The 19,490-nt window shown below is 72.3% G+C and carries 13 protein-coding genes; 5 read left to right on the top strand and 8 right to left on the bottom strand.

Annotated elements, in window-relative coordinates:
* Positions 1 to 22: 22 nt before the first annotated feature.
* Positions 23 to 1,114 (bottom strand): medium chain dehydrogenase/reductase family protein, encoded by a 1,092-nt coding sequence (locus AC5WAM_RS07395; RefSeq protein ID WP_495522041.1) that lies wholly within the window; start codon positions 1,112 to 1,114, stop codon positions 23 to 25.
* A gap of 190 nt (positions 1,115 to 1,304) precedes the next feature.
* Between AC5WAM_RS07395 and AC5WAM_RS07390 the strand changes: the two genes are divergently transcribed.
* Complete coding sequence (locus AC5WAM_RS07390; RefSeq protein ID WP_366790574.1) at positions 1,305 to 2,192, top strand: GNAT family N-acetyltransferase; 888 nt, start codon at positions 1,305 to 1,307, stop codon at positions 2,190 to 2,192.
* Between the two features lie 12 nt (positions 2,193 to 2,204).
* Here AC5WAM_RS07390 and bglX read toward each other — a convergent pair whose 3' ends face one another.
* On the bottom strand, positions 2,205 to 4,481 hold the full coding sequence (gene bglX, locus AC5WAM_RS07385) for a beta-glucosidase BglX (protein WP_495522040.1): 2,277 nt from the start codon (positions 4,479 to 4,481) through the stop codon (positions 2,205 to 2,207).
* 166 nt (positions 4,482 to 4,647) lie between these two features.
* Between bglX and AC5WAM_RS07380 the strand changes: the two genes are divergently transcribed.
* Positions 4,648 to 6,531: an ABC transporter ATP-binding protein gene (locus AC5WAM_RS07380; RefSeq protein ID WP_495522039.1), complete on the top strand. Its 1,884-nt coding sequence runs from the start codon at positions 4,648 to 4,650 to the stop codon at positions 6,529 to 6,531.
* Positions 6,532 to 6,606: 75 nt separating this feature from the next.
* Here the strand turns inward: AC5WAM_RS07380 and AC5WAM_RS07375 are convergent, their stop codons facing one another.
* A complete protein-coding gene (locus AC5WAM_RS07375; protein ID WP_495522038.1) occupies positions 6,607 to 7,203 on the bottom strand; it encodes a dihydrofolate reductase family protein in 597 nt (198 codons plus the stop codon).
* 173 nt (positions 7,204 to 7,376) lie between these two features.
* On the opposite strand from AC5WAM_RS07375, the gene AC5WAM_RS07370 reads away from it, so the two are divergent.
* Positions 7,377 to 7,946, top strand: a complete 570-nt coding sequence (locus AC5WAM_RS07370) for a TetR/AcrR family transcriptional regulator (protein WP_495522037.1) — start codon at positions 7,377 to 7,379, stop codon at positions 7,944 to 7,946.
* A gap of 198 nt (positions 7,947 to 8,144) precedes the next feature.
* Here the strand turns inward: AC5WAM_RS07370 and AC5WAM_RS07365 are convergent, their stop codons facing one another.
* Positions 8,145 to 8,891, bottom strand: coding sequence for a 4'-phosphopantetheinyl transferase family protein (locus tag AC5WAM_RS07365; RefSeq protein ID WP_495522036.1), 747 nt, complete (start codon positions 8,889 to 8,891; stop codon positions 8,145 to 8,147).
* Positions 8,888 to 10,165: a glycosyltransferase gene (locus AC5WAM_RS07360; protein ID WP_495522035.1), complete on the bottom strand. Its 1,278-nt coding sequence runs from the start codon at positions 10,163 to 10,165 to the stop codon at positions 8,888 to 8,890. Before AC5WAM_RS07360 ends, AC5WAM_RS07365 begins: the two co-directional genes overlap by 4 nt.
* Before the next feature lie 1,263 nt (positions 10,166 to 11,428).
* On the opposite strand from AC5WAM_RS07360, the gene AC5WAM_RS07355 reads away from it, so the two are divergent.
* A complete protein-coding gene (locus AC5WAM_RS07355; RefSeq protein ID WP_366790567.1) occupies positions 11,429 to 14,278 on the top strand; it encodes a helix-turn-helix transcriptional regulator in 2,850 nt (949 codons plus the stop codon).
* 105 nt (positions 14,279 to 14,383) lie between these two features.
* Here the strand turns inward: AC5WAM_RS07355 and AC5WAM_RS07350 are convergent, their stop codons facing one another.
* Positions 14,384 to 15,130, bottom strand: a complete 747-nt coding sequence (locus AC5WAM_RS07350; protein ID WP_366790566.1) for a P-loop NTPase family protein — start codon at positions 15,128 to 15,130, stop codon at positions 14,384 to 14,386.
* A 558-nt stretch (positions 15,131 to 15,688) separates the two neighbouring features.
* Between AC5WAM_RS07350 and AC5WAM_RS07345 the strand changes: the two genes are divergently transcribed.
* Complete coding sequence (locus AC5WAM_RS07345; protein ID WP_495522034.1) at positions 15,689 to 17,317, top strand: flavin monoamine oxidase family protein; 1,629 nt, start codon at positions 15,689 to 15,691, stop codon at positions 17,315 to 17,317.
* A gap of 112 nt (positions 17,318 to 17,429) precedes the next feature.
* Here the strand turns inward: AC5WAM_RS07345 and AC5WAM_RS07340 are convergent, their stop codons facing one another.
* Both AC5WAM_RS07340 and AC5WAM_RS07335 read right to left on the bottom strand, forming a co-directional pair.
* Positions 17,430 to 18,245, bottom strand: a complete 816-nt coding sequence (locus AC5WAM_RS07340; RefSeq protein WP_172382403.1) for an ABC transporter permease — start codon at positions 18,243 to 18,245, stop codon at positions 17,430 to 17,432.
* Positions 18,242 to 19,186, bottom strand: coding sequence for an ABC transporter ATP-binding protein (locus AC5WAM_RS07335; RefSeq protein ID WP_212767850.1), 945 nt, complete (start codon positions 19,184 to 19,186; stop codon positions 18,242 to 18,244). The genes AC5WAM_RS07340 and AC5WAM_RS07335 overlap by 4 nt, the downstream gene beginning before the upstream one ends.
* Positions 19,187 to 19,490: the final 304 nt, after the last annotated feature.

Genomic DNA, 19,490 nt, shown 5'->3' with positions numbered 1-19,490 from the left:
CCGAAGTGCGCTCGTGCGGCGGTCATGTGCCGGAGGCATCGCCCCGCGGCACGGCCGCGTCCGGGACCAGGACGACCTTGCCGGTGACGGTGCCGGACTCGGCCAGGCGCAGGGCGTCGGCCGCCCGGGACAGCGGCACGCGCGCGGCGACCTGGGCGGTCAGGCTGCCGTCGGCAAGGAGTGCGAAGACCTGCTCCAGGTCCGTGCGCAGGCGCGCGCGGAAGGCTTCGGCGCGGCGCCGCCCGGCCCAGATGTTGTAGAAGTGCGCGCGGCGGGAGTTCGGCAGCGCCTGCCACAGCGCGAGGCGCGCGAACAGCTTCAGGACCGGGGCCTTGGACGACCCCGCCACGTCACGGGTGGACGCCGTGCCGTACGACACGAGGGTGCCGCCGGGCGCGAGCAGCCGGAACGACTCCACGATCCCCTCGCCGCCCACGTGGTCGAAGACCGCCCGCACCCCGTCCGGCGCGAGCGCGCGCAGGCGTTCGTACAGCTCGGGGTCGCGGTAGTCGACGGGCGTGACGCCGAGCCGGCGCAGCGCGTCGTGGTGGCGGGGCGAGGCGGTGCCGAGGACGCGGGCGCCCGCGATCCGGGCGAGCTGCGCGAGCGTGGAGCCGACGCCGCCGTTCGCGCCGAGCACCACGACGGTGTCGCCCGCCCGGACCTTCGCGGTGCGGTGCAGCATCTGCCAGGCGGTGACGCCGTTCACCACGAGCGTCTCGGCGTCCGCGGACGCGACGGACTCCGGTACGGGCACGAGGTCGGCGGCGGCCACCGCGACGTGGCTCGCCCAGCCGCCGGTCTTGGTCAGCGCCGCGACCCGGTCCCCGACGAGCGCCGGGTCGACGCCGGGCCCGGTGGCCACCACCCGCCCCACCAGGTCGTAGCCCGGCACGAAGGGGAACGGCGGCTGGTCGAAGTACTTGCCGCGGCGCATCTGCTGCTCGGCGAAGGAGACGCCGGTGGCCTCCATCGCGAGCAGCGCCTGGCCCGGTCCCGGGGCCGGGGCGGGCCGGTGGCGCACGGTGAGCCCGTCGGGCTCGACGACGCCGGGGAGGACGACCTCGGTGGCCGTGGCCACGGCGGTGGCGGTGGGTGCGGTGGTCTTGACCATGAGTGAGCCTCTTCTGAAGGGGTGGCGTTCACGCTGTAGTTATAAGCTCTAACGTAAGCATGCACCTCTATCTGGAAGTCCGTCAAGGAGGGCGACGCCCACCGGGCTGATCCGCGGGGTCCGCGCGGGGCAGGATGGGAGAGCTGCGCGCACGCGTACCGCGTGCGACCCGTCCAAGGAAGGTGCGGCGATGGAGAACCCGGCCCCCGGTCAGCTCACCCCCGAACGGCACGCCCCCGGCCGGCTCGCGCTCGCCACCGCCACGCCCGACGACTGGCGCGTCGTCACCGGCTGGGCGGCGGACGAGGGCTGGAACCCCGGGCTGCGGGACGCCGAGTCCTTCTTCGCCCAGGACCCGGAGGGCTTCTTCATCGGCCGCGTCGACGGCGAGCCGGTGTCGGCCATCTCCGTGGTCAACTACGGCCCGGCGTACGCGTTCCTCGGCTTCTACCTCGTCCGCCCCGACGCCCGCGGCCAGGGGCACGGCATCGCCACCTGGCGCGCCGCGCTCGCGCACGCCGGGGAGCGCACGATCGGCCTGGACGGCGTACCGGCGCAGCAGGACAACTACCGCCGCTCCGGCTTCGCACACCGCCACGACACCCTGCGCTACGTCGGCCCGGCGGCGGCCGGAGGACCGGTGCCCGCACGCGTGCGCCCCGCCGCCGAGGTCGGGCACGAGGCCCTGCTGGCGTACGACAGCTCCTGCTGCCCCGCGGACCGGCCGAGGTTCCTCGCCTCCTGGCTGGGCACGCCCGGACACCGCGCGCTCGCCCGCGTCGACGGCGGCCGCGTCACCGGGTACGGGGTGGCGCGCCCGGCGCGTGACGGCGTGCGGATCGGGCCGCTGTTCGCCGACAGCCGCGCGGACGCCGAAGCGCTCCTGGACGCGCTGACCGCCGGTCTCGACGGGGCGCTCGTCTCGATCGACGTGCCCGAGTCCCACGCGCCCGCGGTCGCCCTCGCCGAGGCCCGCGGCATGAGGCCGACGTTCGCGACGGCCCGCATGTACACCGGTCCGGTACGGGAGTTCGCGCGGGAGAAGGTGTTCGGGATCACCACCCTGGAGCTGGGCTGACGGGCGCGGGGCTCAGGTCACCGTGAGTCGGCGCTTGGCGTCGGCCGTGGAGCTGTTGCCCACGTGGACGTCGAACGCGCCCCGCTCGACGAGGAATTCGCCGCGCGGGTCGTTCGTCCAGAATCCCAGGTCGCGGGCGCCGAGCCGGAAGCGCACGGTCCGTGACGCGCCCGCGGCGAGCGTCACCCGGCGAAAGCCCCGCAGCCTGCGCACCGGCTGCGCGATGCTCGCCGCGAGGTCGTGGACGTACAGCTGCACCACCTCGTCGCCCTCGCGCGCCCCGGTGTTGGTGACCGTGACGGACACCTCGACGGTGTCGCCCGCGGCCAGCGCGCGGGCCGGCACGTCGGCGCGGCTGAGCCGCGGCTCGCCGATCGCGAAGGTCGTGTAGCTCAGCCCGTGGCCGAACGCGAACTGCGGGCCCGGCGGCAGGTCCAGGTACGTGGAGGTGTACTTGTTGTCGGCGGCGTACGGACGGCCCGTCGACTCGTGGTTGTAGTGGACCGGGATCTGTCCGACCGCGCGGGGGAACGAGACGGGCAGCTTGCCGCCCGGATTGACCTTCCCGAACAGGACGTCGGCGATGGCGTTCCCCGCCTCCAGGCCCGGATGCCAGGCCTCCAGGACGGCGGGCGCGCTCTGCAGCCAGCCGCCGACGGTCAGCGGGCGGCCGTTCACGAGCACCACCACGAACGGCTTGCCCGTCGCCGCCACGGCCTCGATCAGCTTCTCCTGGGCGCCGGGCAGAGAGATGTCGGCGCGCGCCGCGGCCTCCCCGCTCAGGGCGGGCGGCTCGCCCACGACGACGACCGTCACGTCGGCGCCCCGCGCGGCCGCGACCGCCGCCGGGATGCCGCCGGTGTCCTCACCCTCGGCGTCGACCCCGAGGGCGTACGTCACCTTCGCGCCGGGCGCCGCCCGCCGGAGTGCGTCGAGGACCCTCACCGACGGGTACTTCTTCGCCGCTGCCGGGACCGCCCAGGTGCCGAGCAGGTCGCCGGAGTCGGCGAACGGCCCGACCACGGCCAGGGACGTCACCGAGCTCTTCAGCGGCAGCGTCGCCCCGTCGTTCTTCAGGAGCACCAGGCAGCGGGCGGCCGTCGCCCGCGCCGCCTCGCGCGTCGCGGGGGTCGGCCCGGCGGCGGCCGCGCCCTCGGCTTCGTCGACGTAAGGGTCGTCGAAGAGGCCGAGGGCGAACTTCAGGCGCAGGACGCGCGCCACCGCGTCGTCCAGGCGCTGTTCACTGATCCCGCCCTCGCGCAGCAGCTGCCTGCCGTGCTCGCGCAGGGTGGTGCTGACCATCTCCATGTCGACGCCCGCGGTGAGCGCGAGCCGGGCCGCCGCCGCGCCGTCCTCGGCGAAGCCGTGCGCGATCAGCTCCTGCACGCCGGTCCAGTCGCTGACGACGAACCCGGCGAAGCCCCACTCCTTCCTGAGCACGTCCGTGAGCGTGTGCGCGTTGCCGTGCGCGGGGACGCCCCCGACGGTGTTGAAGGAGGCCATGACGGTGGCCACGCCCGCGTCCAGGGCGGCCTTGAACGGCGGCAGATACAGATTGCGCAGCCGCGACTCGGACACGTCCACCGTGTTGTAGTCGCGGCCGCCCTCGGCGCCGCCGTACGCGACGAAGTGCTTGGCGCAGGCGGCGAGCCGGTCCTTCGCCGCGTAGTCGCGGCCCTGGTAGCCCCTCACCTTGGCGGCGGCGAACTCGGCCGTGAGGTGGGGGTCCTCGCCGCAGCTCTCGGCGATGCGGCCCCACCGCGGCTCGTGCGTGACGTCCATCATCGGCGAGAACGTCCAGTGCACGCCGTTCGAACGGGCCTCCCGGGCGGAGACCTCCGCGTCGGTGCGCGCCACCGAGGGGTCGAAGCTCGCCGCCTGCGCCAGCGGGATCGGGAACGTCGTCCAGAAGCCGTGGATGACGTCGAGCCCGAAGAGCAGCGGAACGCCGAGCCGGGACTCCTCGACGGCGATGCGCTGCAACGCGTTGGTGGTCTTCGCGCCGAAGACGGAGAGGACGGACCCCAGGCGGCCCGCGCGCGCCGCGTCCTCGACGTCCTTGGTCGCGCCGCCGCCGGGCCCGGTGTCCCAGGCCCACGCGAGCTGCTGGAGCTGCCCCAGCTTCTCTTCGACCGTCATACGGCCGAGCAGCTCCTCGACCTCGCGGCCGCGGCGGCCGGGCCGGGGCACCGCTTCGGCGACCGTGCCGCTCAGGGCCCCACCCGCGACGGCCGCACCACTCACCACGGACAGTCCGGACAGCAGCGTGCGCCTTCGTAGCTCTCGCATGTGTTCGCCTTCTCACGTCGCGGTGGGGGCAAGCGGGGGAGTGGCCACAAGAATTGAAGCGAAAGTACGTGGCGGGTACAGGAGGGTCAAGGGAGGCAGCTGGGGCAGTCGAGTGCTTCCGCACGCCCTTGACCTCAATATTGGTTGAGGTCCTACGGTTTCTCCCATGAGCATGGAAACCACGGCGTGGACGCAGATGTACAGCGTCATGAACGCCCAGCAGGAACGCCGCCCCTTCGCTCGCGCGACACTGCGCCGCATCGCCGCCTTCGCCCGCCCGCACCGCCGCCGCATCACGCAGTTCGTGCTCCTGAGCGTCGTCACCGCGGTGCTCGCCGTGGCGACTCCGATCCTCGCCGGGCACGTCGTGGACGCCATCGTCTCCGGCGCCGACTCCTCGCTCGTCGTCCGGTACGCCCTGTTCATCGCCGCGATCGCGATCGCCGAGGCGGCCCTCGGCATCCTCAGCCGCTGGCTGTCGGCGACGCTCGGCGAGGGCCTGATCCTCGACCTGCGCACGGCCGTCTTCGACCACGTGCAGCGCATGCCGGTCGCGTTCTTCACCCGGACCCGGACCGGGGCGCTCGTCAGCCGCCTCAACAACGACGTGATCGGGGCGCAACGCGCCTTCAGCAACACTCTTTCGGGTGTCGTCGCCAACGTCGTCACGCTGCTGCTGACCCTCGGCGTGATGCTCGCCCTCTCCTGGCAGATCACACTGCTCGCCCTCGTCCTGCTGCCGGTGTTCGTCCTGCCCGCGCGGCGCATGGGCACCCGCATGGCCCGGCTCCAGCGCGAGGCCGCCCACCACAACGCCGCCATGGGCACCCGGATGACCGAGCGCTTCTCGGCGCCCGGCGCCACCCTCATCAAGCTCTTCGGGCGGCCCGCCGACGAGTCCGCGGAGTTCGCCGAGCGGGCCGCCCGGGTGCGCGACATCGGGGTGCGCACGGCCATGGCCCAGTCGGCGTTCATCACCGCCCTCACCCTGGTGTCGGCCCTCGCGCTCGCCCTCGTCTACGGCCTCGGCGGGTACTTCGCGCTCGAAGGCTCCCTGGAGGCGGGCGCCGTCGTCGCGCTCGCCCTGCTCCTGACCCGGCTGTACGCGCCGCTGACGGCCCTGGCGGGCGCCCGCGTCGAGGTGATGAGCGCCCTCGTCAGCTTCGAGCGCGTCTTCGAAGTGCTCGACCTGAAACCGCTCATCGCCGAGAAGCCGGACCCGGAGCGGGTGCCCGAGGGGCCCGTCGCCGTCGAGTTCGACGACGTCCGCTTCGGCTACCCCGCCGCCGACAAGGTCTCCCTCGCCTCCCTCGAGGAGGTCGCGTCCCTCGACGGGCGCGGCGGCGCCGAGGTCCTGCACGGCCTGTCCTTCCGCGCCGAGCCCGGCCGGACGGTCGCGCTCGTCGGCTCCTCCGGCGCGGGCAAGTCCACGATCGCGCAGCTCCTGCCGCGCCTGTACGACGCCGACGCGGGCACCGTGCGCGTCGGGGGCGTGGACGTGCGCGACCTGTCCGCCGACTCGCTGCGCGACACCATCGGCATGGTCACCCAGGACGGCCACCTCTTCCACGAGTCCGTCCGCGCGAACCTGCTGCTCGCGCGGCCCGGCGCCACCGAGGACGACCTGTGGGACGTGCTGCGGCGGGCCCGCCTCGACGACCTCGTGCGGTCGCTGCCCGACGGGCTCGACACCGTCGTCGGCGAGCGCGGCTACCGGCTCTCGGGCGGCGAGCGGCAGCGCATGACCATCGCGCGCCTGCTGCTCGCCCGGCAGCGGGTCGTCATCCTCGACGAGGCGACCGCGCACCTGGACAACACCTCCGAGGCGGCCGTCCAGGAGGCCCTCGCCGAGGCCCTGTCCGGGCGCACCGCCGTGGTCATCGCCCACCGCCTGTCGACCATCCGCTCGGCCGACCAGATCCTCGTGGTCGAGGAGGGGCGGATCGTGGAGCGGGGCACGCACGAGGAGCTGCTCGCGGTGGACGGCCGCTACGCGGAGCTGTACCGGACGCAGTTCCTCGCCGGGGACGACATGGGCGTGCCGGCATAGCCCCCGCCACCTCCACGAACCCCGCGGACCCGCCCCTCTCGGGAGCGGGTCCGCGGGGTTCGTGAAGGTAGGGGACTACGCGGTCTTCTTCTCGTACGTCAGGAACACGGTGCCGCTGTCCAGGGCGTCCACCTCGGTGCGCTCCCACAGGGCGGGGTCGAAGGCGGCCTTCTCGCCGAACAGGGGGATGCCCGTGCCCACCGTGAGGGGGGCGAGCTTGAGGACGAGGCGGTCGATCTCGGCGTACAGGGCGCCCGCGAGTTCGCCGCCGCCCACGAGCCACAGGCCCTTGCCGGGCTCGCGCTTGAGGGCGCGGACCCGCTCGGCCGGGTCGGTGGCGACCAGCTCGACGTTCGGGTCGGGGCTCTCGGTGAGGGTCCGGCTGAAGACGAGGTGCCGCAGGTGCGGATAGCAGTCGGTGAATCCGGCGTCCAGGCCGTTCTGATACGTGTGGCGGCCCTCGAGCATCGTGTCGAAGTGGGAGCCCTCGGCGGTGATGCCGAGCGCTGCCCTGGCGTGGACGGGAAGCGTCTCGGGGTACTTCCCGGCGAGCAGCCGCACGTAGTCCTCGCCCACGGGCCAGAATCCGTCGGGCCCGGTGGGGTCGGAGCCGTCGGGTCCGGCGATGTGGCCGTCGAGGGACATCGCGATGAAGTAGGTGAGCTTGCGCATACGGGCTCCGGAGGTGTGAAGGGGTCGTTGGCCACGACCTCGGACGGACTGCGGACGGCCCCGGGTGGAGCGCACGCGATGCACCCAAAGCACATCGAGTGATGTACTCTGCTTGCAGTGGTTAGAACATAGTACTTCACTTGAAGTGGTGTCAAGGGAATCGAGAAGACGTCATGAGGCAGAACCCCGCCCGCCGTACCGCCCTCCTGGACGCCGCGATCGAGGTGCTCGCGCGCGAAGGCTCCCGCGGCCTCACACTGCGCGCGCTCGACGCGGAGGCGGAGGTCCCCAAGGGCACCGCGAGCAACTACTTCACCGACCGCGCGCAGCTCCTCGCCCAGGCCATGCGGCGCATCCAGGAGCGCCTGCTGCCCGCGGAGGACGCGCTCGCCGACACGATGCGCGAGCAGCCGTCCACGGAGCTGGTGAGCACGCTCCTCAAGCAGCTCGTCGAGCGGATGCGGGCCGACCGCAGCAGCCATCTGGCCCTGCTCGAAATGCGCCTGGAAGCCACCCGCCGCCCCGAACTGCACGCCGAGCTCAGCCGGTTCATGGCCGACCAGCTGGAGGGCAACATCGGCTTCCACCTGGACGCGGGCCTGCCCGGCGACCGCACCGGCGTCGTCCTGCTCTACCTCGCCGTGCTCGGCCTGATCGTCGACGACCTGACGGTGCCCGAGCTGCTCACGCCGTTCTCGGTCGACACGCTCCTCGAGGAGCTGCCCCGACGGCTGCTGCGCTGACCGCGTGCGAGGGGCCCTGGTAAGGGGCGGCTAGGGGTACTCGGGCGCCGGTGCGCCGCCCTACTGTGGCAAGCGGAAGAGCCGCTTGCCGTGCCGCGGGGCTCTTTCGGCCGGAGCCGGTTCCCGGAGCGGCGACTCCTTGCATTTCCCCCATGGAAGGACCCGTCGCTCCGGGCCGGTGTGCCGCCCGTCCGCCGCTCAGCCCCCGGGGCGCAGCGTGATCGCGGTGAGGACCAGGCCGTCGCACGCCAGCCAGCGGCCCATGAGCTCCTGGGGAAAGCCGACGTCCCCTGCGGGCGGCAGGATCCGCGCGGTGAACTCGCCCGCCCCCGGCTCCGCGGACCGGTGGAAGGTGACGTCGGCCTCCTCGAACCCCAGCGGCCTGCGCGTGAGCGGATACCAGGTCTTGTAGATGCTCTCCTTGGCGCTGAACAGGACCCGGTCCCAGCGCACCGCGGGCCACCGCGCCAGATGCGCCCGTACGCGCGCCTGTTCCGCGGGCAGCGCCACGGCCTCCAGGACCCCCTCGGGCAGCGGCTCGCCGGGCGTCGCGTCGATGCCGACCGAGCGGACGCGCGCGGCCGCGGCGACGGCGGCGCCGCGGTAGCCCGCGCAGTGCGTGATGCTGCCGACGACACCGGCGGGCCAGCGCGGCGAGCCCTTGACGTCGGGCAGGATGGCCGCGGCGGGCCGCCCCAGGTCCCGGAGCGCGCGGTGCGCGCAGTGGCGGCCCGTGGTGAACTCCCGCCGCCGTGCCTCCACCGACCGTGCGATCAGGGCCTCTTCGTCGGGGTGCAGGACCACGCCTTCAGGGTCATGAGTGCACTCGCGGCAGAGGACGTCCTCGGGGACGATCCGCGCGAGGAGCGGCAGCGGCGCCCCGGGCCCAGCGGTGTCCTGCGCACGGCCGTGGCCCGTACCGGCCCGTGGTGCGCCGGCGTTCACGGCGTGCCTTCCTTCTCGCGGTCCTGGTCTTCCCGGCCCTCCCTCTCCTCCTGGGCGGGCGAGCTGTCCGGCTGCTTGGTCCGGCCGCGTGCGGGCAGGTAGACGAGCAGTTCGGTGGCGACGAAGCGCACGACGAACGTCGTCAGGAGGGCGATCGCGGTGGCGGGCAGGACCGCCATGTCCGCGCCGTCGACGAGCAGCGCGATGAGGGGGATGCGCAGCAGCAGGTCGGCGTTGGCGAGCAGCGCGAAGCGGCCGAGGCGGTCGGCCCAGTGGCGGTGCTCGCGGCGGCCGCGGAAGAGCAGCAGGTCGATGAGGACGAAGTTCCACAGCACGCCGAACTGGTTGGCCACGATCTCGGCCGGGAGGTAGTGCAGCCCCATCGCGGTGAGCCCGGCGAGGCCGAGGAGGTTGGGCACGAAGCCGGTCAGGCCGATGGCGCCGAAGGCGACGATGCGGGCCACGGGGGTCGCGGTGCGCAGGGACACCAGGTGGTTCAGGAAGCGCAGGCCCTCGCGCACGGTCGACTTCGACTCGCCCGCGTACCGCTCCTGGAAGGAGAACGGCACCTCGGCGACCGTGCGCGGGCGGCAGCGGATCGCCAGCTCCAGCAGGATCTTGTAGCCCAGCGGCTTGAGGATGTCGGCCTGGGCGTGCACGGTGGCGCGGCGGATCGCGAAGAACCCGCTCATCGGGTCGCTGATGCCGCGCAGCGCGGAGGGGAAGAGGGACTTGGTCACCAGGGTCGAGGTGCGCGAGACCGCGACGCGGTAGCGGCCGGAGAGCCCGGCGTGGCTGCCGCCGCCCGCGTACCGGCTGGCGACGACGAGTTCGGCCCCCGTGCGGCGCCCCGTCTCGACCAGTTCGGGCATCAGCGACGGCGGGTGCTGGAGGTCGGCGTCCATGACCACGAGCCACTCCGAAGCGGCGGCCTTCATGCCTTCCACCACGGCCCCGCTCAGGCCGCCCGTCGGGGTTTCCCTGTGGATGACGTTCACGGGGAACGGGCAGGTGAGGGCGGCGCGCTCGATCGCGGCCGGGGTGTCGTCGGTGCTGTCGTCGACGAACAGGGCCTCGCAGTCCAGGTGCCCGGGCAGGGCGGCCGCGAGCCGCGTCAGCAACTCCTCGACGTTGTCGGCCTCGTTGAACGTCGGGATGATCACGGTGACGGTGGTCCGCACCCCGTCCGGAGCGAGGTGACCGAGGCCTTCGGACACCGCCGCGTCGGCGGCTCGTTCGGCGTCGGAGCCGGGGCAGGCGCCGGGCGCGGTCATCGGGGCACGCTCCCGGGTCGGAGCGCGCTCGGTGTCTGCTTCTTCGCCATCGTCGTCCTCTACGGGTCTGCGCGCGTGCGTCCCACGCGAGCGCGTCACATCGGCGTGCCCTGGCCGGCAGGCGTTTCCGGGAGGATCACGGGTGACCGCCCGTGGGGTCGTGGCTCTGCGGGGCACGTCGGGCCCGGGGAGGGCGGGGCCGCCGACGACCGCCGGCGCCACTGTCGTACCGGTGATTCCTCCCGCCGGAGGCTAGCCGTGGCCCGTGGTGCCCTCCACCCCTATCCGTCCCCTAGCGGCGGGCCCGGCGCGCGCGGCGGTGAAGCCGGGAGTGTGGCCCAGCGCACAGAAAATGCTTTGTGGCGGCGGCCGGGGCGTTCGGCCGAGTTCGCATGTGCCGGGGGCGAGTTGCCCCTCCCGTTCGCGCCGCCAAAGCGTGCGGCGGTCCGGAAACGTGGGCGTAACAATGGGGCGCGGCCGGCCCGCCGGTGCGCCGACGCTCCCGGCCGCGCCGCGGGGCTTCCGCCGGTAACTCGGCCGCGACGTCGGGCGGGCCGGTCGCGTCCCGGGAATTTTCACAGGGAATTTTGCCGTCGGATTGCCGCAGGATTGTTTTTGGTTTCCATTCGGGAGGGGTCCCGTTGGCGCGCCCGCGGACTCGTTTGCCTAACGCGTTCTTAACGCCTGCCGCGGCGGGCGCGCGGATGGCCGACCGCCGATGGGCCGTCAAATCTGTGTGTGCCGCCGCTCTTTGGGTAGCCGGGGCAGCGGGGGATCACGGGGCGGCAGCCTGCGGACTGAAGCCCCCGGGGGGTAGTGCCGGGTCTGCCGGGCTTGTCGGGATCGGATCCCCATGTGGGCTGTGGCCAGGCATGTTTCCGGACAGCGTGGCGCGATGGGCGCTGGGTCATGGTGTCATGGCCAGTTGAGCCTTCTCCTTTCTCACAATTGGAGTTTGGTGTTCCGCATGTGTCGGGCCGATCGTCCGGGCCTATATCACAGACATGGTCGGAGTGGGGAGGGCTGAACGTTGCGAGTCATCGTGGATTTGGGGGGTGGGCTCACTTCTTTCGGGGCTACCTCGCCGTCAAGTTTCAGTCATAGTTGTGTTGTTGACTGAGTGCCCCGAGAGCCCCGGCGGAGATATTTGGAATATGCCCTGGTATCCTGCTTCAGGCTCCTGAGGCAACTTGATGAGTGCGATATGCGAATAAGGCGCCCAGTGCAGTTTGCGATAATTTCTTACGGGGAGGAAACCGCACTATGAGCCTGGTCGAGCGAGTCGATGAGTGGGCTCTCTTGGAGGACGTTCTGGCGAACAGCGCGGAGCGGCCTTCCCGTGTTGTGTTGATAAGAGGGCCGGTGGCCACCGGCAAGAGCGAGTTGCTGAACAGCGTCGCCGACGAGGCGGAGGCGCGAGGCCTGACCGTGCTCAAGGCGACGGGTTTACGAGCCGAGCGCACCACGCCCATGGCGGTCTTCGGGCAACTGCTCCTCCACGCCGACCAGGTGGCGGAGCAGGACGCCGGAGCGACCGCGCGCGTGGCGCGGCTGCTCGACGACGCCAAGTTCACCGCCATGCTCCGCGATCCCGACAGCGAGCGCGAGGAGCACGTACGCGCCCATGTGATGCGGTCCCTGACCATGGCCCTGCGGTCCCTGGCCCGCGGCGGACCGCTGGCCGTCCTCGTGGATGACGTCCAGTACGCCGACATCCCGTCCCTCCAGTGCCTGCAGTACGCCATGCGGGAGCTGCGGGCCAAGCCCGTCGTGATCGTCCTCGGCCTGCGGACCGGGCCGCACGCCGAACGGCCCATGTTCAGCGCGGAACTGCTGCGCCACCCCCGCCTGACCCAGCTGCGGCTCACCACCCTCGGCGAGTCCGGCACGGCGGAGCTGGTGCGCGCGCACCTCGACGAGGCCGCGGCACACGGCCTCGCGCCCGACGTCCACCGGCTCAGCGGCGGCAACCCCCTCCTGGTGCGGGCCCTGATCCACGACCTGCTCGCCCACGGGCCGCTCGACCACGACCAGCGGGCCACCGGGTCCGGCGCCGACAACGCCCTGCCCACCGGGCGCACCGTGCCCGCGGGCGACGCCTACCGGCAGTCCGTGCTCAGCTGCCTGCACCGGGGCGAGGACGCCGTCCTCGCCGTCGCCCGCGGCCTCGCGGTCCTGGACGACGCCGCGTCCGAGGCGACGCTCGCCGACCTGCTCGACCTCGACCGCGAGACCGTCGCGCGCAGCCTGCGCACGCTCGCGGCGGCCGGGCTCACCGACGAGGGCGCCTTCCGCCACCCCCTGGCACGGACCGCCGTGCTCGACGACCTGGCGCGCGAGGACCGCATCGGGCTGCACCGGCGCGCGGCCGTGCTGCTGCGCCGCCACGGCGCCGAACCGCCCGTCGTGGCCCGGCACATCGTCGCCACCGGCGAGGTCGAGGGCGCCGAGTCCCTCGACGTGCTGTGGGAGACGGCCACCCGCGCCCGGCGCGACGAGGACGTCTCGCTCGCCATCGCCTGCCTCCACCTGGCCGACGAGAGCTGCCCGCGCGGGGAGCGGCGCAGCGAGATCCTCGCCGAACTGGCCCGCCTCGCCTGGCGGGTGCGCCCCTCGACCCTCGGGCCGCACCTGGGCGCGCTGCGCGCCGCCTTCGACGAGGGCTGGCTCGCCGAGCAGGCCGTGCCCGTGCTCATCTCGGGCCTGCTGTGGCAGGGCAGGTTCGACGAGGCCGCCGAGGTCGCCCGCAAGGGCCAGGTCGCCTACGAGGGCGCATCCGCCGTCAGCGGCTACCTGGCGTCCGGCGCGGTGCGCACCACCTACCCGACGCTGCGCGAGCGCATCGGCGCCGACAACTGGCCCGCGCCGCACAGCACCTGGGACGTCCTGACGACACCGGGCTGCGACGCCCGCGGCCGCGTCGGCGCCGCCCTGAACGCTGTCCTGTCCCGCGGCGTGGACCCGCACGCCGCCGACCTCGCCGAGACCGTCCTGCAGGGCACCCGGCTGAGCGACGCCACTTTGGAGACGCTCACCGCCGCCCTGTCGGTCCTCATCTACTGCGACCGTCTCGGCCGGGCCGCGCACTGGTGCGACGCGCTCCTTCGCGAGGCCACCCGGCTCGGCGGGCCGGGCTGGCAGGCGCCGCTGTCCGCGATCAGGGCGACCATCGCCCTGCGCCAGGGCAGCGCGCCGGACGCCGTGCGGTACGCGCTCACCGCCCTGTCGTGGATCTCGCCCCAGGGCTGGGGCGTCGGCATCGGCTCGATCCTGGCCACCCTGGTCTCGGCGCACACCGCGATGGGCCAGTACGAGCAGGCCATGGCCTATCTGGACCACCACATCCCGGAGGGCCTCCCGGAGACCCGCTACGGCCTGGAGCTCAGCTACGCGCGCGGCCAGCTCTACGCCGCCATGGGGCGGGTGCGTCCGGCCCTCGACGACTTCCTCACCTGCGGCGAGCTGATGACCCGCTGGGGCATCGACCAGCCGGCGCTGGTGCCGTGGCGGTCGGCGGCCGCGGAGATGCACCTGCGCACGGGCGGCGAGGCCGAGGCCGACCGGCTCGTCAGGGAGCAGCTGGCCAAGTGCGGCCCGGGGCAGTCCCGCACCCGCGCCCAGACGCTGCGCGTGCTCGCCGAGGTGTCGGGCCTGCGGCGGCACCACCACGCGCTGCACGAGGCGATCGAGGAACTGGAGAAGTGCGAGGACCGGCTCGAACTGGTCCGGGCCCTGGGGGCGCTGAGCCGTTCCCATCACGCCCTGGGCGACCTGGGTCAGGCGCGGATGATGGCGCGGCGGGCGTGGCGCATCGCGCGCGACGCGCGGGCGGAGACGCTGTGCGAACAGCTGCTGCCGTACGGCGACGGCGAGGCGGGCGCGGCGGAGCGCCCGGCGCGGGGCGACGAGGCCTGCCCGGCGGAGGAACTGACCGACGCGGAGCGGCGCGTGGCGTCCCTGGCGTCGTTCGGGCACAGCAACCGCGAGATAGCGCGCAAGCTGTTCATCACCGTCAGTACGGTCGAACAGCATCTGACGCGGGTCTACCGGAAGTTGAACGTCTCCCGCCGCAAGGATCTCCCGCACGATCTGCTGGCGGACACGGCGTGCTGAGCCGTCCGTGGCGTTCTGACAACGTTGTGCTGACCGCTGATGACCACCAGTGGGGGGTGGCGGCCGCGGTCGTCGCCCCTGCGGGCGCGAGGGTGCGGAGCTCCGTCAGCGGGCGGTCGGCAGACAGCCGCAGCGCACCTGCCCGTCGCAGACCATGAACAGACGGTCCGTCATGCGCCGGGCCACCTCCCTGGAACCGGAGGAGAACACCACGGTCCCGGTCGACGCCGCGTAGCGACGCAGCACCCGGTGGAGGATCGTCTCCGACACCTCGTCCACGTCGTCCAGCGGGCGGCACAGCAACAGCAGCTTCGGCACGTGCAGCAGCGCGCAGCCGACAGCGGTGCGCGCGCGCTGGCCCGGCGTGAGCCGGGCCACCGGCGTGCGCTCCACGGCCCGCAGGCCCAGGGCTTGTGCTAAGTCCGTGGCGCGCCCGGCGGCGGTCTCCGGGGGCAGACCTCGGCGCAGACCGGCGGCCATCAGGGCATCGTGGACGGGCACTTCGGGCAACGGCATGCCCGCGGGGACCACCCCGACGAGGTGTCGCAGGGCATCGGGATCGGTCCGGGCGTCCACGCCGTGCACGGTGACGCGGCGGTCCGGACCGCCGTCGTCGAGCAGCCGGTCCAGGAAACGGTCCGCCGAGCCGTCGTCCGAGACGACCGCGAGGCACGCGTGGCGCTCGACGCGCAGCAGGCTCTCGTGGCCGGGCGCCCCTTCGTGCGAGGGTGTCCCGGCGCCGTCCGCGCGCCGCACCTCCAGGGCCATCGGCTCCAGCCGGGCTCCATCGGGCGCGGCGCCCGGACGGTGGTCGTGCACCGCGAACCTTCGGCTGTCCGGCCCTGGATGCATGAGGCCTCCTCTGGATAGTGATTGTTGAACAATTCGGCACGCGGGAACTGATCCGGTCGTGTGGTGCGGCCACCATAGATCATTTCAAGGCAGCTCCTGAGTTTCGTACAGTCTTCAGGATCGAAGCCGCGCTACTAAAGTACTCATTGCGTCCCGTGCAACATTTCGTGCCCCTTGAGAACCCCCGTTCGGGAGCGCGTTACTGTGCTCCGGGAGTGAACGCAACAGTGACCGTGTGCGGTTCCGGGTGTGCCGACCACGTGCCTCTAGGAGCCGTAAGGGGATGTTGAGGGGTTTCTCCGTCCCCCGAAGGCACCGAGATAATCAAGGGCACCGTCAGACGTGCCGTGTATCGGAGGCGATTCGCGGGCCCGACCGGCCCCCGTGGGGCAGGGTCACGGGCCGTGCTGATCGCGGACCTTCCTCCTGCTGCCGCAGCCCGGCTCCCCCCGCGGCCGTCTGGAACGTCCGCCGGGCCGGCCTCCACCACGGTCAGAGGAGTATCCGTTGGTTGCCCTCAACGGTAGTTCGTGTCTCGGAACAGCAGATTCCCTCACCATGCTGGGCCCGGACTTTCCCTTCGCGTACGACGAATGGCTGGCGAGTCCGCACGGCCTCGGCGAAATTCCGGCAGCGGAGTTCGGCACGCCCGTCGCTGTGATCGGGGCGGGGATATCGGGCCTCGTCACCGCGTACGAGCTGATGCGTCTCGGGCTGAGGCCCGTCGTCCACGAGGCGGGCCCGGTCGGCGGGCGCATGCGCTCCGCCGCCTTCGAGAGCCGCCCGGACGCCGTGGCCGAACTCGGCGCCATGCGCTTCCCCGCGTCGGCGACCGCCCTGCGCCACTACATGGACCTCGTCGGCCTGCGCACCCGGCCCTTCCCCAACCCGCTCACCGAAGCCAGCGGGTCCACCGTCGTCGCCCTCGGCGACGACCGGCACTACGCGCGGCACGCGGGCGAGCTCCCCGACGTCTACCAGGAAGTCGGCATGGCCTGGGACAAGGCCCTTCAGGAGCACGCCGAGCTGTTCGCCATGGACGACGCGATCCGCCGCCGTGACACCGCCGCCATCAAAGCCATCTGGAACCCGCTGGTACGCGCCCTGGACGACGAGTCCTTCTACGGCTTCATCGCCCGCTCGCCCGCTTTCCAGTCCTTCAAGTACCGCGAGATATTCGGTCAGGTCGGCTTCGGCGCGGGCGGCTGGGACACCGACTTCCCCAACTCCATCCTGGAGATCCTGCGCGTCGTCTACACCGGCGCGGAGGACGACCACCAGCTCGTCGTCGGCGGCTCCCAGCAGCTGCCGCTGCGCCTGTGGTCGCACGCCCCCGACGACCTCGCGCACTGGCCGGCCGGCACCTCCCTGGAGTCCCTGCACCGCGGCGGCCCCCGCGGCGGCGTGGCCCGCCTGGAGCGCGGCCCGCGCGGTATCACCGTCCACGGGCACGACGGCTCCGCCCACACCTTCCCGGCGGCCGTCTTCACCCCGCAGAAGCGGACCCTGGTCACCAACGTCCGCTGTGACCCCGCGCTGCTGCCCACCCCCGTGTGGACGGCCGTGGAGCGCAGCCACTACATGGGCTCGTCCAAGCTCTTCGTCCTCGTCGACCGCCCCTTCTGGCGCGAGCGCGACCCGCGCACCGGCCGCGAGGTGATGAGCACGACCCTCACCGACCGCATGCCCCGGGGCGTCTACCTCTTCGACGAGGGACCCGAGCGCCCCGGCGTCATGTGCCTGTCGTACACCTGGAACGACGACTCCCTGAAGATGGCCCCGCTGACCGCCGAGGAGCGCCTGGAGGGCGTCCTGGACGCCCTCGCCGCCATCTATCCGGACGTCGACATCCGCTCCCGCGTCATCGCGCCGCCCCGCACGGTGACCTGGGAGACCGACCCCCACTTCCAGGGCGCCTTCAAGGCGAACCTGCCGGGCCACTACCGCTACCAGCGGCGCCTGTTCACCCACTTCATGCAGGACGGCCTCGCCCGGGACCAGCGCGGCTTCTTCCTCGCGGGCGACGACGTCTCCTGGACCGCGGGCTTCGCCGAGGGCGCCGTCACGACCGGCCTCAACGCCTACTGGGGCGTCCTTCGCCACCTCGGCGGCGCCACCCAGCCGCTCAACCCCGGCCCCGGCGACCTGTTCGCCTCGCTCGCGCCGATCGACCTGCCCGAGGACTGACGGCCGCGGCCGGCACGGCACGCGAAGGGCCCCGGAGCAGGTGCTCCGGGGCCCTTCCGCTGGGTGTGCTCAAGCCGTTTCGCTCAAGGGCGTTCTGCTCGGGGCGTTCCGCTCATGACTGCGCGCGTCGCAGGAAGCCGCGGATGCCGATCGCCGCGAACAACGCGATCGAGCCGACGAGCACGATCAGCGTGATCGGCAGCGGCACGTGCTCCACGTTCGGCGACGTCACCGCCCGCATGCCCTCACTGGCGTACGACAGCGGGTTGGCGCCGCAGATCACCTGGAACCAGCGGACCTCGTCGAGCGCCACGAGCGGGAACTGCGTCGAGCCCGTGAACAGCAGCGGCATCAGGACGAGCGTGAACATCACGTCCACCTTGTCGCTGTTCACGGACGTCCCCAGGCACAGGCCGATCGACGCCCCGGCGAGCGCGCCGAGCGCGGCGATCCCGAGGGCGGGCACCGTCCGGCTGATCGGCCACGACAGATCAAGGAGCACCATGCCGACCGGCGTCATCATCAGCGACGCCACGAATCCGTACAGCGCACCGAAAAGGATCTTCTCCACGGCCACCAGGCGCAACGAGATGGGCGAAAGGAGCCGGTCCTCGATCTCACGCGTGTACGAGAAGTCCACGACGAGCGGCAGCGCCGTGTTCTGCATGCCGCCGAGGAATCCGTTCAGGGCGAGGACGCCGGGCAGCAGCACGGAGCTGTAGTCGCCGTCCACATACCCCGCGTCGCTCAGCAGCACGCCGAACACGAACAGCGTGAAGAACGGCTGGATGATGGCCTGGCCGATGAACGTGGGGAACTGGCGCAGGGCGACGAACACATCGCGCCACATGATGGCGCGGAAGGTGTGTATCTGGCGCGAGGGCCGCGAAGCCTGAGTCGCCGAAGCTGTCGCAGTCGTCGCAGTCATCGCAGATTCTTTCCGGTGAGGTGGAGGAAAACGTCTTCCAGGGAGACCTTTCCGATGCCGACATCCGTGACCCGGTAGTCCCGTTCGGTGAGCGCGGCGAGCGCCGGCTGCAGCGCCTCGACCGGCTCGGTGTCGGTGTAGATGCGGAACCGGCAGGCGTCCGCGGGCGGTGCCTCCGGGTCGACCTCGTCGACCTGGCGCACCCCCGGCAGATCGGCGAGCAGCTTGGCCACCGGCGCCGGGCCCTGCGCGGAGCGCACCGTCAGGGCGAGCGTCGAGTGCGCGGGCAGCAGCGTGCCCAGGCCCTCGGGGGTGTCGAGGGCGAGCAGGGTGCCCCGGTCCACGATGCCGACGCGGTCGCAGAGCTTCGCGGCCTCGTCCATGTCGTGGGTGGTGACGACCACCGTCACGCCGCGCTCGGCGAGTTCGGCGACCCGCTCGTGCACGAACAGGCGCGCCTGCGGGTCGAGTCCGGTCGCGGGCTCGTCCAGGAACAGCACGCTCGGCCGGTGGATCAGCGCCCGCGCGATCATCACGCGCTGCACCTGTCCGCCGGACATGTCGTCGACCTTCGACTTGCGGTAGTCGGCGAGGCCCATCTGCTCCAGGAGCTCATCGGCCCTGCGCCGCCGCTCGGCCCGCGGGATGCCGTGGTAGGTGGCGTGGAAGAGCAGGTTCTGCCGCACCGAGAGCGAGCGGTCGAGGTTGTTGCGCTGCGGCACCACCGCGAGCACCCGCTTCGCCTCTCTCGGCCGTGCGACGACGTCCACGCCGTCGATCAGGACCTCGCCCGACGTGGGCCGCACCCGGGTGGTCATCATGCCCACCGTCGTGCTCTTGCCCGCGCCGTTGGGACCGAGCAGGCCGAAGACCTCACCCCGGTGCACCTCGAAGCTCAGACCGTCGACCACGCGGCGTGCGTTGGCCGCGTACTGTTTCACCAGATTCTCAACCCGGACAGCGTATTCCACGCTGCTGACCCTAGAGGCGGGCGGGAATCCCGAACACCCCTGTATCTGCCCGGCCCCACGGCCCGGTAGGGGGTTATTAGGGGTGGGGCTCGCGGATGCGCGCTGTTACCGTGCAACGGTATTGTGGGCAAATTTATCTGAAGTACGGTCAGGAATACGGAGATTCATTTCCTGAGCGCACTCCTCGAATTTTCCCCGAGTACACGGCCGGGGGTATGCCCCGGCCTACAGTCAGGCAATTCTGAAAGCCATCACGGCCGGTGCTACGGAGTGG

The sequence above is a fragment of the Streptomyces sp. JLYT201 genome (assembly GCF_059448825.1).
This window is presented reverse-complemented; position numbering and strand designations above follow the sequence as displayed.

Excerpts from the sequence above, each read along its gene's own strand:
- AC5WAM_RS07395 (WP_495522041.1), bottom strand. The coding sequence starts at position 1,114 with ATGGTCAAGACCACCGCACCCACCGCCACCGCCGTGGCCACGGCCACC.
- AC5WAM_RS07390 (WP_366790574.1), top strand. The coding sequence starts at position 1,305 with ATGGAGAACCCGGCCCCCGGTCAGCTCACCCCCGAACGGCACGCCCCC.
- bglX (WP_495522040.1), bottom strand. The coding sequence starts at position 4,481 with ATGCGAGAGCTACGAAGGCGCACGCTGCTGTCCGGACTGTCCGTGGTG.
- AC5WAM_RS07380 (WP_495522039.1), top strand. The coding sequence starts at position 4,648 with ATGAGCATGGAAACCACGGCGTGGACGCAGATGTACAGCGTCATGAAC.
- AC5WAM_RS07375 (WP_495522038.1), bottom strand. The coding sequence starts at position 7,203 with ATGCGCAAGCTCACCTACTTCATCGCGATGTCCCTCGACGGCCACATC.
- AC5WAM_RS07370 (WP_495522037.1), top strand. The coding sequence starts at position 7,377 with ATGAGGCAGAACCCCGCCCGCCGTACCGCCCTCCTGGACGCCGCGATC.
- AC5WAM_RS07360 (WP_495522035.1), bottom strand. The coding sequence starts at position 10,165 with ATGACCGCGCCCGGCGCCTGCCCCGGCTCCGACGCCGAACGAGCCGCC.
- AC5WAM_RS07355 (WP_366790567.1), top strand. The coding sequence starts at position 11,429 with ATGAGCCTGGTCGAGCGAGTCGATGAGTGGGCTCTCTTGGAGGACGTT.
- AC5WAM_RS07350 (WP_366790566.1), bottom strand. The coding sequence starts at position 15,130 with ATGCATCCAGGGCCGGACAGCCGAAGGTTCGCGGTGCACGACCACCGT.
- AC5WAM_RS07345 (WP_495522034.1), top strand. The coding sequence starts at position 15,689 with ATGCTGGGCCCGGACTTTCCCTTCGCGTACGACGAATGGCTGGCGAGT.
- AC5WAM_RS07340 (WP_172382403.1), bottom strand. The coding sequence starts at position 18,245 with ATGACTGCGACGACTGCGACAGCTTCGGCGACTCAGGCTTCGCGGCCC.